Annotated in this window: 15 protein-coding genes; 12 read left to right on the top strand and 3 right to left on the bottom strand. The window is 43.6% G+C overall.

Features of this window, described 5'->3' with window-relative positions; genetic code table 11:
* Positions 1-43: 43 nt before the first annotated feature.
* On the bottom strand, positions 44-1,279 hold the full coding sequence (locus CWC29_RS06085) for a DEAD/DEAH box helicase (protein WP_128728311.1): 1,236 nt from the start codon (positions 1,277-1,279) through the stop codon (positions 44-46).
* A gap of 286 nt (positions 1,280-1,565) precedes the next feature.
* Between CWC29_RS06085 and CWC29_RS06080 the strand changes: the two genes are divergently transcribed.
* Both CWC29_RS06080 and CWC29_RS06075 read left to right on the top strand, forming a co-directional pair.
* On the top strand, positions 1,566-2,375 hold the full coding sequence (locus CWC29_RS06080; RefSeq protein ID WP_128728312.1) for a hypothetical protein: 810 nt from the start codon (positions 1,566-1,568) through the stop codon (positions 2,373-2,375).
* A gap of 128 nt (positions 2,376-2,503) precedes the next feature.
* Positions 2,504-2,788 (top strand): hypothetical protein, encoded by a 285-nt coding sequence (locus CWC29_RS06075; protein ID WP_128728313.1) that lies wholly within the window; start codon positions 2,504-2,506, stop codon positions 2,786-2,788.
* A gap of 39 nt (positions 2,789-2,827) precedes the next feature.
* Here the strand turns inward: CWC29_RS06075 and CWC29_RS06070 are convergent, their stop codons facing one another.
* Positions 2,828-3,262, bottom strand: a complete 435-nt coding sequence (locus CWC29_RS06070) for an exonuclease III (protein WP_128728314.1) — start codon at positions 3,260-3,262, stop codon at positions 2,828-2,830.
* A 265-nt stretch (positions 3,263-3,527) separates the two neighbouring features.
* Between CWC29_RS06070 and xthA the strand changes: the two genes are divergently transcribed.
* The 3 genes from xthA (at position 3,528) to rlmA (ending at position 5,837) form a co-directional block, all read left to right on the top strand.
* Positions 3,528-4,337 (top strand): exodeoxyribonuclease III, encoded by an 810-nt coding sequence (gene xthA / locus CWC29_RS06065; RefSeq protein ID WP_128728315.1) that lies wholly within the window; start codon positions 3,528-3,530, stop codon positions 4,335-4,337.
* Between the two features lie 79 nt (positions 4,338-4,416).
* On the top strand, positions 4,417-5,040 hold the full coding sequence (locus CWC29_RS06060) for an energy-coupling factor ABC transporter permease (protein ID WP_138523200.1): 624 nt from the start codon (positions 4,417-4,419) through the stop codon (positions 5,038-5,040).
* Positions 5,037-5,837, top strand: coding sequence for a 23S rRNA (guanine(745)-N(1))-methyltransferase (gene rlmA / locus CWC29_RS06055; RefSeq protein ID WP_128728317.1), 801 nt, complete (start codon positions 5,037-5,039; stop codon positions 5,835-5,837). The genes CWC29_RS06060 and rlmA overlap by 4 nt, the downstream gene beginning before the upstream one ends.
* Before the next feature lie 67 nt (positions 5,838-5,904).
* Here rlmA and yfbV read toward each other — a convergent pair whose 3' ends face one another.
* On the bottom strand, positions 5,905-6,351 hold the full coding sequence (yfbV, locus tag CWC29_RS06050) for a terminus macrodomain insulation protein YfbV (protein ID WP_138523220.1): 447 nt from the start codon (positions 6,349-6,351) through the stop codon (positions 5,905-5,907).
* Positions 6,352-6,503: 152 nt separating this feature from the next.
* On the opposite strand from yfbV, the gene CWC29_RS06045 reads away from it, so the two are divergent.
* From CWC29_RS06045 to CWC29_RS06015, 7 genes are all read left to right on the top strand, one after another.
* Positions 6,504-7,703 carry an acetate kinase gene (locus tag CWC29_RS06045; RefSeq protein ID WP_128728318.1) on the top strand — a complete coding sequence of 400 codons (1,200 nt, stop codon included), beginning with the start codon at positions 6,504-6,506 and terminating at the stop codon, positions 7,701-7,703.
* A gap of 2 nt (positions 7,704-7,705) precedes the next feature.
* Positions 7,706-9,853 (top strand): phosphate acetyltransferase, encoded by a 2,148-nt coding sequence (pta, locus tag CWC29_RS06040; protein WP_193554588.1) that lies wholly within the window; start codon positions 7,706-7,708, stop codon positions 9,851-9,853.
* A 157-nt stretch (positions 9,854-10,010) separates the two neighbouring features.
* Positions 10,011-10,391, top strand: a complete 381-nt coding sequence (locus tag CWC29_RS06035) for an ACT domain-containing protein (protein ID WP_010373910.1) — start codon at positions 10,011-10,013, stop codon at positions 10,389-10,391.
* Positions 10,388-10,900: a PTS glucose transporter subunit IIA gene (locus CWC29_RS06030; protein ID WP_128728320.1), complete on the top strand. Its 513-nt coding sequence runs from the start codon at positions 10,388-10,390 to the stop codon at positions 10,898-10,900. The genes CWC29_RS06035 and CWC29_RS06030 overlap by 4 nt, the downstream gene beginning before the upstream one ends.
* The gene (locus tag CWC29_RS06025) at positions 10,897-11,244 is read left to right on the top strand and encodes an ArsC family reductase (protein ID WP_128728321.1); all 348 of its coding nucleotides are present in this window, start codon (positions 10,897-10,899) and stop codon (positions 11,242-11,244) included. Before CWC29_RS06030 ends, CWC29_RS06025 begins: the two co-directional genes overlap by 4 nt.
* Positions 11,244-12,371, top strand: a complete 1,128-nt coding sequence (gene dapE, locus CWC29_RS06020; protein ID WP_138523202.1) for a succinyl-diaminopimelate desuccinylase — start codon at positions 11,244-11,246, stop codon at positions 12,369-12,371. Before CWC29_RS06025 ends, dapE begins: the two co-directional genes overlap by 1 nt.
* Entirely contained in the window at positions 12,364-13,056 is a 693-nt protein-coding gene (locus CWC29_RS06015) for a M15 family metallopeptidase (RefSeq protein WP_138523216.1), read from the top strand. Before dapE ends, CWC29_RS06015 begins: the two co-directional genes overlap by 8 nt.
* Positions 13,057-13,168 lie beyond the last annotated feature (112 nt).

The following is a 13,168-nucleotide window of genomic DNA, read 5'->3' as shown; positions in this document are numbered from 1 at the left end:
GTTTGGATGAGAGAAGCCAAACATAAGCTTTAGCGCTAAGCCATTACTTCCTTTTACGCTTGGTTCTTGTTCCCAAAATACGCTTTTTGTCTCTTTGCTTCTTAGATTTACCAGAATTACGGCGAGTGTCTTTAGGCTCTTTGGTTAAATCAGGTTCATAGCCTAGCAGCCATTGCGGTGCAAATCGCTCATCTAAGAAAATTTCTATTTCTTCTAGTAGCCACTGTTCATCAATACTCACAAGCGAAATGGCTTGGCCATTTTGTCCAGCACGACCACTACGGCCGATACGGTGCACATAGTCTTCAGCAACATAGGGTAACTCAGCATTGAAGACATAGTTTAGCGAGTCAATGTCAATGCCACGAGCTGCTACATCCGTTGCAACCAAGACGCGAATTTCACCTGATTTGAATTGAGATAGCGCTTTGTCACGCGCACCTTGAGACTTATCACCGTGGATCGCTGCGGTTTTAAGGCCATCCTTATTCAATTCTTTTGCGTAGCTATCAGCACTATTTTTTGTGCGAGTAAACACCAGTACCTGATGCCAATTATTTTTGCCAATCAAGTGGGAGATCAATTCACGTTTGCGATCTTCGTCTACCGAATAGAAAGTTTGCGTAACTGTGCTTGCGGTGCTGTTCTGAGATTCAACTCCTACTCGCTTAGGGTCGTTCAACCAAGGCTTTACTTGGGACAACACAGCATCGTCAACCGTAGCTGAAAATAGCAACGTTTGACGCTTAAGCGGCATAGTTCGCATGATCCGCTTAATTTCCCCCATAAACCCCATATCTAACATGCGATCTGCTTCATCGAAGACCAAGTGTTGAATATTTTTGAGTGTTAATGTGCCTTTGATTAGGTGGTCAAGTAAACGCCCAGGTGTCGCAACCACTATGTCAACGCCCGCTCTTAAGCGCTTTTCTTGCGGACCAATATTTGCACCGCCATATAAGCACACGACATTTAGGCCGGTGCTACCCACTAACTTTTCAGTATGCTCAGCAACCTGCTGCGCCAACTCACGAGTTGGGGTAAGTATCAGCGCCCTAACCCGTTTCTCATCTTGCACGCCACCTATCAGCATGGAGTGCAAAATCGGCAGCATGAAGGCAGCAGTCTTACCGGTTCCAGTTTGGGCACTTGCAATTAAATCAAAACCACTGAGCAGAAGTGGAATACTCTTTTCTTGGATTGGTGTTGGTGACGCAAACCCAAGCTCGGTAATTGCGCTTAGTAGTTCAGGGTGAAGTTGTAATTCGCTAAATGTCATTGGAGGTCAGTGCCTATTACCAAAATTGTGCGGATTATAGCAAAGAAATAGACAAGGTTATAAAGCGGTAGCAAGTAATAGTTTAAGTAAGTAAAACAACGCAAGAAGCTCACGGTAATAATTTTATAACTTGGTCAAAACCAAAAAACAACATTATTACCAATAAAACAATTATTTCTTTATAGAACATACACTTGACAAACACTAAAAATGAAACAAAAATGTAAACCAGGTTAAGAACTTTAATTTAACCTAGTTTTTTAATATTTTTTAAAAAGGATTTACTATGAAGCACCTGTTTTCATCTATTATCTTATCTGTATTATTCTCTGGTTTAACATTCGCTAGCACCGACAATACTATCGTTCAGACTACGGAACACGGTATTAAAGGAGTAATTCAAACTCACAATGATGGTAAGGACCAATCGCCAAACCTGCAAAGTGATTCCTCTCCAATTCAGTTTTCGATAACTAACAAAATGCAGGGTATAGTCTCGGCATCCATTCAATACAAGGGTAATTTTTACTTTTTATCGCTAGATCAAAATAAGAAGCTAGTTAAAATATCAGGGATTGATGCGACTAAGCAGCCACTCGTTAACACTCAAGCACTCCAAACAGATATTAAAGATATGTTACATCATGCAAAACTGAATGGAAGCGCCATCATGAAGAGCCAATCTACTCTAGACCAGCAATCGAAACTGGTGTTGCTGAAGTTCTTCGAGTTTTTATCGACCTACCCGTTAGGTGAGGCAATAGAACAAGAAGTTACTAGGGACTTTAGTGCACAAGGATGGACCGATCTTTGTCCATACATGGGTTACTCAAGAACAGCGGTTTGGGATGTTAACGATTCAAACGTAAAAACACGGAGTTATATTGTTGGCGGTCATGGTTTTTGTGCTGCTCGATGCGGTGCTGGCTGCCCAATGTTTGGCGATGGACAATACACTCAAGATTGCTTAAATCACGATGCCTGTGCTGACGTTGAAGGTGAGCAACTCGGTGTATGTAGCGATGAGTGGTCAGCAGCCTCCGATGACTTTTGGTTTTCACCTGATTGTACAACTTCACCATCCTCACTACGTTAAATATCGTATTATGTGAACGACACTTTTTGTGCAAAAAACGTGCGACTGTCATTGCGTTGCAGAAATTATCAGCTCGCGTTAATCTCATCACGACACAATAAACGTGAATGATAAATAAGGATATGTACATGTCACACAAGCAATTGAAACTTTTAGCGGTGAGCTTAGGGTTTCTCGCCCTTGCGCCTTTATTTGGTTTACTCATTGCTGAACTTAGCGTTGCAGTACTGAATTGTCGGGTTTCAGAAAGTGGTCATTCTGATTGTGTTATCGGCGGTATTGATATTGGAATGCTACTTGCCGTCTTATATACGGGTGGCTGGTTCGGTATTATTACAGTGCCAGTAGGAGGTTTGGCAGCGCTAGTCTGTTACAACAAATATCGTGATGCACAATTGAATAAAAAGCAATAAAAAAGGGGCTAAACGCCCCTTCTCTTCACATCAATTAGGTTAGATTGCTGCGTTTCTGAATTCTTTGACGAATTGCTTAACAGGCATATCGTTACAACGTAAGTTGCGAACCTGTTGGTTATTCAAACGTAGGTGATTTACGCCGTGACGAACTGCGTCTAAGCATAGCTCAGTTGCGGTATCAGTTTTTTCAGCGATTAGCTCAACTTTCTTTTCTTGCTTTTGCGAGCGCTTTGCCGCTTTCGCAAACTCACGGATATCTTCACCGTTACAATGGATGCTTGGTGAAAAGCGTGAAATAAATAGACCTAGTGAAGAAGCTTCTCTACGAGCTGCACTGAAACCTTGTTCTGCTGCAACAGCACATACTTTTGTCGCTGGTGATGCATCAGCTTGAGTGAACTCAACCTGTGAAGCAAAAGCCGTTGTAGAAACCAAAGAAACAAGACCAAAGAAAGAGAGAGATTTAAGCATAGTATACCCCAATTGAACGATTCGGCGCGGATTATAATTACAATGAAGAATAAGTAAACAGCTAAATCATGCAATTTTGATTATTTAATGATCTATTCACACTAAGCTAAAATCCTCGTTATCCCCGCGCTAAACTTGTGCAAAATTTAACAACTACCAACATGCGTACCCATTCACTAAAGAAGTTATTTCCCCCAAGCGCTGACCCTCTCGTTTTTAAGTGATAAACTTTGTCAAATAACAGCAAGAATCTAAAGAGAGCGCTATGAAAATTGTTTCGTTTAATATAAACGGCCTTAGAGCTAGACTGCATCAATTACAAGCATTGATTGAAAAACACCAACCTGATGTCATTGGACTGCAAGAAATTAAAGTCCATGACGAAGCTTTTCCTGTCGACGATGTAGAAGCGCTTGGCTACCATGTTTATTTCCATGGCCAAAAGGCGCATTACGGTGTGGCACTACTCTCCAAGAAACCTGCAAAAGCGATACAAAAAGGCTTCGCAACGGATACTGATGAATCACAACGTCGCATGATCAGCGGTACGTTTGAAAGCGATTCAGGGAACGAAGTTACCGTTATGAATGGTTACTTCCCTCAAGGGGATAACATCAGCCATGAAACAAAGTTTCCGTATAAAAGACAATTTTATGCGGACCTCATGACCCATTTAAATAATTTTGCCGATCCTCAATCTAACCTTGTGGTCATGGGCGATATTAATATTTCTCCACTGGATGCAGATATTGGTATTGGTGAGCAAAACCGCAAGCGTTGGTTAAAAACAGGTAAGTGCTCGTTCCAACCTGAAGAGCGCGAATGGTTAAAAACACTGCTAGATTGGGGCTTTAAAGATACATTTAGAGAGTTAACACCTGATGCAACCGAAAAGTACTCATGGTTTGACTATCGCTCTAAAGGGTTTGATGATAATCGTGGTCTACGCATAGATGTGGTTCTAGCAACTGCTCCTTTAACTGCGAAGTGTATTGAAAGTGACATAGATTACGAATTGAGAGGAATTGATAAACCCTCAGATCACGCACCTATTTGGGCAACTTTCGACATCTAATCGCCCGCTTTTCCGCCGAGACTGTGAATTCAGTGCTCGGCATATACTAAAATCACCAACTTAAAAACTGGATAGAAACGTGACGTTTATCGCTGCCCTTGGGTTATTTTTACTCAGTTTTCATCGCAAAGAATATCAGCAATTGTTACAAGTGCCTGCCAGACAAACTGGTGTATTTAGCTGTGCGGTCGTGCTTACATTCCTTTGGCAAATAAAAGCAGGTATCTTACCTGAGTTGAACATTCATATTCTAGGAATAACCGCAGTAACGTTAATTTTGGGTTGGCGGCTAAGCGCGTTGAGTGCGACTTTGGCCTGTCTCGTCCACAGTTACTTTAGCGCTTTTACTTTGATAGAGTTCGGTAATTTTTGGCTATTCACAGCACTGCTCCCTGTTTACTTAAGCTATGGACTTTTTGCCCTTTGCTATCATCATTTACCGCGGCACTTTTTTGTTTATATTTTTGTTTGTGCATTTATTTTCGCAGGTACGGTGGGCTGTTTAAAGATACTCCTAAGCGCATTCTATTATTATGCAGTCGATGCCTATACTTGGTATCAGTTGGCGGACAATTATCTCCATTTTGCGGTGATAATGTGGTTCCCGGAAGCCATGTTGAATGGTATGGCCATCACCTTACTCATTACATATCGCCCACACTGGGTAAAAACTTTTTTTGATAGGGAATACTTAGACAAATGATCTCCCACTACCGCTGTCCACTGTGTAAACTGCCTTTATATCAGGGCGGTGCCAGCTACAGTTGCAATAATAATCATCAATTTGATATTGCCAAAGAAGGCTATGTCAACTTACTACCCGTGCAAAATAAAAAATCAAAACAACCGGGCGACAATCAGGAAATGGTTGCAGCGCGTCGGGCATTCTTCGAAACCGATCACTATCACTTTCTACGTGATAGACTTGCACAAATAGTCTCTGAAAAATTGCCAGCTACCCTACTGGATTTAGGATGTGGTGAAGGATTTTATACCCGTGAAATCGCAAACCGCTGCGAGAATGCTAAAGTCTACGGGGTCGATATCGCAAAACCTGCTGTCCGCTATGCTGCTAAACGCTATCCTCAAGTAGAGTTTAGCGTAGCCTCTATCAAAGACGCCCCTTTTGAAAATGAATTTGCAGATGTGATTGTGAGTATTTTTGCGCCAGTGTTTGCCGAGGAACTTGCCCGTCTATGCAAACCATCAGGCAGTTTGTATGTCGTCTCACCTGGTGAGCACCATCTATTCGAACTCAAGTCGCTGATTTATGATAATGTAAAGCTACACAAGGCACCTGAAACACCACAAGGGTTTGAATTGGTTGAACGAACTAAATTGCAACAAACACATAGCATGGAATTTGAGTGTGTTGAGCACTTAATCATGATGACGCCGTTTGCATGGAAATTTAAGCAACAACACATGGATAGATTACAAAAGATGGATCATATCGAAGTCACGCTCTCGTTTTTAATAAACGAATATCAGCGCAAGTAATCCAACATCAGATCACCAATTATGAGCAAATCACTGCCTACTTGCTTGGTAGGCAGGAAAACGGATCCTACAGGTTTTCTTGCGTAAACGCTTTGTCCATTTTATCGAACATATCTTTTAGCAATCGCGCTAAATCTCTGTATCTAGGCTTTCTTGAAGACAGGGGCGAATCATAACCATTAGCAACCATCTTTTGATGCAGCTCTGTATACCAAGAATACAAAGCCGGATTCAACGGCGTTTCAGCTCTTTTACCAAGCCATAATAATCCTTGGAGAGGAAGCGATAAAAAGAACAAAGCAATCGCAATGGCTTGCGGAAGATATTGAAAACCCAATTGGCTGGTCTGCAAAAACAGAGTAAACACCGCCAGCATAGGCATTGTATTTAAAGCAAGTTCTGTCGCCTTGATCACCCTAAATTCAGGGAACAACGGTGCTAGCTCCTTGCGCATAGGCCACTCTTTCGAGTATTGACGTCCAAGTTGCACTTGCGAAATAAGACTTTTTTGCATCATAACTCCTAGGTGCTAACTTTTATATAAAAAATGAGGTAAAATCGACGTCTTTACTGTCAACTATACCTTAGTCTAAATGCGTAGCTTATATGCGCTATAGCTTTAAGCTTAATACGCAATAACTGTTATTGTCAAAACGGAAAGTCATTATGTCATCTCAGCATGTTTTGGTTCTTAATTGTGGAAGCTCCAGTCTTAAGTTTGCAATCATCGATAATGCAACGGGAGAGGAGATATTATCAGGTCTGGCTGAACGCCTAGCTGAACAGTCGCCACAAATTAAATATAAGTTCCAAGGCAACAAGGAAATCGTGCCCCTAAATAGTGGTGATGCGCACCAAGTTGCGATCACAACACTTGTAAAACTTATCAAAGATCTCGCGTTAGACGCAAATCTTGTCGCTGTAGGCCATCGCGTGGTACACGGCGGTGAGCGCTTCACACACTCAGTCATTATCGATGACTCCGTTATCACAGCTATCCAAGAAACGGCAAGTCTGGCGCCTTTACATAACCCAGCTAACCTACTTGGGATCCGATCAGCTCAAGCCGCATTTGCACATTTACCGCAAATCGCTGTCTTTGATACGGCTTTCCATCAAAGTATGGATCAAACAGCGTACCTTTATGCCCTACCTTATTCACTATACCGTGAACATGGTGTTAGACGTTATGGTTTCCACGGCACCAGCCATGCTTATGTATCGGCGCAGGCCATCGAGATTTTAGGCTTAAAAGATAAGCCATCTCGTATTATCACTGCACACTTGGGCAATGGTTGTTCCGTTACCGCAATTAAAGACGGTAAATCGGTGGACACCAGCATGGGCTTAACTCCATTAGAAGGCCTAGTGATGGGCACCCGAAGTGGTGATATTGATCCAGGCTTGTTCTCGTTTTTAGTTAATCACCTAAACTATTCAACACAGCAAATTGACACCTTGTTGAACAAACAAAGTGGCCTTTTAGGTATTAGTGAGCTTTCTAACGATTGCCGTACGATAGAAGAAGCAGCGCAGGAGAACCATCCTCAAGCAACACTGGCGCTTGATATTTTCTGTTATCGTTTAGCCAAACAAATTGCTAGCTTCTTGGTACCACTAAACGGCTTAGATGCACTTGTATTCACTGGCGGAATTGGTGAAAACTCTGACGTTATCCGTGAAAAAGTAGTGAGCCAACTTAGCTTCCTTGGCATGCACATCAATAAGGAGCATAACCTCAACGCACGCTTTGGTAATCAAGGTGTGATCACTGATGAGTCTCACTCTCCTGTCGCTATGGTCATCCCAACCAATGAAGAGTGGGTGATTGCCAACGATGCAGCCACGCTTGCTAAAGGAGTGTAATGATGGGTCGTCGTATCATGCTTATTCCTATTTCAACGGGCGTTGGTTTGACGTCGGTGTCTGTAGGAATAGTCCGAGCACTGGAACAAAAAGCGGTAAAAGTAAACTTCTTTAAGCCGATCGCTCAACCTCGTAAAGATGAAGTCGGCCCCGAGAAGTCAACACTCATCGTTCAGCAAGGTTCAACCATTGCCCCACCCACGCCGTTTGAGCTTAGCTACGCTGAGCAAATGATAGGTGATGGTAAAGGCGATGACCTGTTAGAAGAAATAGTGGAGCGCTTTGAAGGCACAGTACAAGACGATGAAGTTGCCATTATAGAAGGAATGGTTCCCACCCGTCGTCAACCTTACGCTGGCCGTGTAAACCGCGAGATTGCGCAAACGTTAGGTGCAGATATCGTGTTTGTCTTAACGCCGGGTAATGACTCTATCGACGAGCTTGAAGACCGCTTAGAGATAGCTGCAGGCAATTATGGCGGTGTAAACCACCCTCGCGTATTGGGTTGTATATTCAATAAAGTGAATGCACCGCTGGATGAAGATGGCAGAGCGCGCGCCGATCTGGTTGATCAATACAAACCAGAAGAGCTTGAAAACGAAATGAATCGTTTAGCATCGCTACCTATTTTCAGAAAACACCCATTTCAACTTTTAGGTGCCATACCATGGGACTTTGACTTAGTTGCGCCGCGAGTTATCGACTTAAGCAATTATTTAAAAGCCGAAATCATCAATGCGGGTGATATGGAGCACCGTCGTCTGCGCCGTGTTACTTTCTGTGCAAGAACGGTATCGAACATTCTTAACCACTTTACGCCAGGTGCCCTATTGGTTACTCCTGGCGATCGTTCGGATATCTTAGTTGCAGCGTGTTTATCAGCTATGAATGGCACCAAGATTGGCGCTATCTTGTTAACTGGTGGATTCAAACCAGAAGAGAAGATCATGACCTTATGTGAGCAAGCGATGGATACCGGTCTGCCTATTCTTGCTACTGAGGCTGATACGTGGCGTACCTCGTTACTATTACATAATTTCAATATGGAAGTGCCAAGTGATGACGAGCAGCGCATCGAGCGCGTAAAACAGCACAACGCTCGCCATATCGATAGCGAGTGGCTGGAAAGTTTGGCTAAAGGGGTCGGTAAAACCCGAAAACTCTCCCCTCCTGCGTTTCGTTATCTGCTGACTGATTTAGCTAGACGTGCTAGCAAAACCATTGTGCTGCCTGAGGGTAATGAGCCTAGAACGATCAAGGCGGCGGCTATCTGCGGTGCACGAAACATTGCTAAAACCGTTCTACTTGGAGATAGAGAAGAGATTGAGCGTATCGCCCAGCAACAAGGTGTTGAGCTTAATGAAAACGTGACTATCTTATCTCCAGAAGAAGAGTTGCAAAAGTACATTGCGCCTATGGTTGAGCTACGTAAAAACAAAGGCCTAACCGAAGTTGTTGCGGCAGAGCAACTGCAAGATAACGTCGTGCTCGGCACCATGATGTTAGCCGAAGGCCAAGTTGATGGCTTAGTATCTGGTGCGGTAAATACCACCGCCAATACTATTCGTCCACCACTGCAGTTAATCAAAACGGCACCAGGCGCGTCTTTGGTAAGCTCAGTATTTTTCATGTTGCTACCGGACCAAGTGTTAGTATACGGCGACTGTGCAATTAACCCTGATCCAACGGCTGAGCAGTTAGCAGATATCGCAATTCAATCTGCAGATTCCGCTGCAGCATTCGGCATTGAGCCTCGCGTTGCCATGATCAGTTACAGCACAGGAACATCTGGACAAGGTGCAGATGTAGAAAAAGTGCGTGAAGCCACAGAGATCGCGCAAAAGAAACGCCCTGATCTCGATATTGACGGGCCGCTGCAATACGATGCCGCCATTATGGAAAATGTCGCACGTAAAAAAGCGCCAAACAGCAAAGTCGCTGGTAAAGCAACAGTATTTGTCTTCCCAGATCTAAATACAGGTAACACCACATATAAAGCGGTGCAGCGAAGTGCTGAACTTGTTAGCATCGGGCCTATGTTACAAGGTATGCGTAAGCCAGTTAACGACTTAAGCCGCGGGGCTTTGGTTGATGACATTGTATACACCATAGCCTTAACTGCTATTCAGGCAACACAAATCGAAGAATAGTCTTCACACTAAGGGCTCAATGCGTGAGCCCTTTTCTTTATTACCTCACTAATCCTTTCTTTTGCCCAGAATTCGGGTGAACCCTCTGGTCTTTAAATTGACTTAGCTATACTATGAATTATACCAATTGGTATTTTTCCAAAAACAAGGGTTGGTAATGTCAAAGCAAACGCTGCAATTGCTCAAACAAGAATTTACAATACATAGCTTGGATTGCGATGACGCTGTTCCACAAGCAGTGTTAAACAGTAAAATCTTTTTTATTGCCAAAACTGAGGATGAGCTCTCTATCGTTTGCGCGTCAGATATCGCAGTCAGTAGCCTCGCGGCTGAAAGTCATTGGAGAGCATTGGAAGTCGTGGGCCCGCTGGGGTTTTCGCTTACAGGCATTATGGCTAATATTTCTGGTGTGCTAGCAAAGTCCAACGTCTCTATTTTTACGTTATCAACGTACGATACCGATTACATCCTAGTAAAAGAAAGCCAAATCCAGCAAGCGATGCAAGCACTTAAAAAAGATGGATATTTATTACTTTGATTGAACTCTCACCACCTATCCAATATCGGCCAATATCCCAAATCGCAAACCCTATTGCGCATATTCCAAGTCCCTTTTCTGGTAAAGTCTTACCGCTAAGTGCGCACCCAAACGCGGCGATTGCGTCAGGAATGTTAGGGATTGGTGTTTGTGTACAAATGCGCGTGCCTTTGTTGCTATCTCCTTGTAACGGAAAACTAATTCAGATCAGAAAAAATAACTGTGAATACATTCTACACGCCCATAACGGCTTAAAAATGTTGCTGAGCTTAGAAGTCGGCAATGAGTTTGCCAAACCCGAATATCTCAAAGCAAACAGCTTTGGCAAAACCACGATAAAGCTTGGAGAGCCGCTATGCTTTTTTGATATTCCACTCAGTGAAGCAAAAACCATGGCCGCTATTGTGCTACTCAATGCACAAAAGCTTGGTGCGTGTTATTATCCTTTAAAACAAGTATCTGCGGCCAAAGAGCCGATAATCACAATTGCAAGGGCGTGTGCTTTATGACAATCACCATGTATGGGATCAGCAACTGCGATACCATTAAAAAAGCCAAAAAATATCTTCAAGACAACAATATCGAATTCACTTTTCACGACTACCGCAAAGATGGATTAGACGAAGCTCTACTCACTACTTTTATTGACCAACTTGGCTGGGAAAACGTGTTAAACAAACGCGGGACCACATACCGAGCGCTTAGCGAAGAACAAAAACAAAATCTCGATGCGCAGTCAGCGAAACAACACCTTTTGGCGGCACCAGCCATGATAAAGCGCCCTATTTTGCAGTACCAAGGTCAATATCACTTGGGTTTTAAAGCTGCGCAGTATGATGAGATTTTTGCCTAATGAGCGAAGTAGTTAAGCTCGCTCAAGCTCTGATCCAAAGGGCTTCTGTTACACCTGATGATGCTGGTTGCCAACAATTAATGAATGAACGCCTAGCAAAGCTTGGCTTTACCATCGAAGAACACTTCTTTGTTGATACCCTCAACACATGGGCACGAAAAGGCGACAGCGGACCACATTTTTGCTTTGCTGGACACACTGATGTAGTACCGGTTGGCGACGAGAGTCAATGGCAACACCCGCCATTTGCTGCAGTGATTGAAAATGACATGTTGCATGGCCGTGGAGCTGCTGACATGAAAGGCTCACTTGCAGCTATGATCGTGGCAACGGAACGGTTCATCGAAAAACACCCCAACCACAAAGGGTCACTATCTTTTTTGATAACCTCTGATGAGGAAGGCCCTTTCGTGAACGGCACAACTCGAGTTGTAGATTTATTAGAAGCCCGCAACGAAAAAATTGATATGTGCTTAGTCGGTGAACCTTCATCGCGCCATAAACTTGGCGACGTAGTAAAAAATGGTCGCCGCGGTTCACTCACAGGACACCTAAAAGTGATTGGAAAACAAGGTCACGTAGCTTACCCTCACCTTGCTAAAAACCCCATTCACTTGTCTGCGGCGGCGATTGCTGAACTCAGTCAGACCGAGTGGGATCAAGGGAATGCATTTTTCCCCGCAACAAGCTTCCAAGTGTCCAATATCAATGGCGGAACAGGGGCTGGCAACGTGATACCAGGTTCCCTGCAAGTACAGTTTAACTTCCGTTTTAGCACCGAAGTTACAGCCGATGAGCTCAAACAGCGCGTTATTGCTATTCTAGACAAGCATCAACTTGATTATGAGCTTAATTGGGTACTGAATGGCTTACCGTTTTTAACTGAACCAGGTCCGTTGCTCGATGTGACGATTGCAGCCATCAAAGAAGTGACGGGAAGGCAAACCACACCGGAAACTTCAGGTGGCACATCGGATGGCCGGTTTATTGCCCAAACGGGATGTAAGGTAATTGAGCTTGGCCCAATTAATGCCACAATCCATCAAGTCGATGAATGCGTGAGCTGCAAAGACCTAGATCAATTAGCCTTAATCTATGAAAAGATCTTGGAGAAGTTACTTGCCTAGCAACTATATGCTTACAAGCGCTGAATGTAGCGCTTGTGGCGTCAACGAATCACATCTGGTGTTTTACCATGGTCGCCACGTGCATAGCGCAATAGTTTCCGATCTCAATGACCTCTCTAAAGCTGCGAAAAAGGCAGGTTTTGAGTTTTACATGGCGTCCGCATATCGAGGATTTGAAAGGCAAAAAGCGATTTGGAATAGCAAGTTTGCAATGCGCCGTCCTGTTTTTGGTATCACTAATCAAGAGATAGAACTGAGTAACCTCTCAGACATCGACAAAGTAAAAGCAATTATGTTGTTCTCCGCCCTACCTGGTGCTAGTCGCCACCATTTGGGCACTGATCTGGATGTGTTCGCCAAAAACCTTGTACCAGCAGGGCAATCACTACAACTGGAACCGTGGGAATACCAGAAAGATGGACATCAGCACAAATTTTCGCTGTGGCTTGATGCGCATTTAGCAACTTTTGGTTTCTATCGGCCTTATGATTGTTACCGAGGGGGAGTTGCTGCGGAGCCTTGGCATATTAGCCACCAGCTAACGGCATCAAAACTTGCCTCGCTGCAATCCGTTGACGCGATTGGTGCAGTGCTTAAACGCAGCGATATCAAAGGTAAAGACGCAATACTGACGAATCTCAGCGCACTACATCAGCAATTTATCACCAATGTAGCGCAGCCATAACAACTAACCCGACCTTAAGCTACTTATACCAATTGAATTAATTCTCTAATCAATTCGAAGGGTGAAATAGCATATTAGCTTCGTTAAAAATTTCTCATTTAGAACAACTAAA

It is taken from the genome of Pseudoalteromonas galatheae (assembly GCF_005886105.2).
Lineage (GTDB): Bacteria > Pseudomonadota > Gammaproteobacteria > Enterobacterales > Alteromonadaceae > Pseudoalteromonas > Pseudoalteromonas galatheae.
This window is presented reverse-complemented; position numbering and strand designations above follow the sequence as displayed.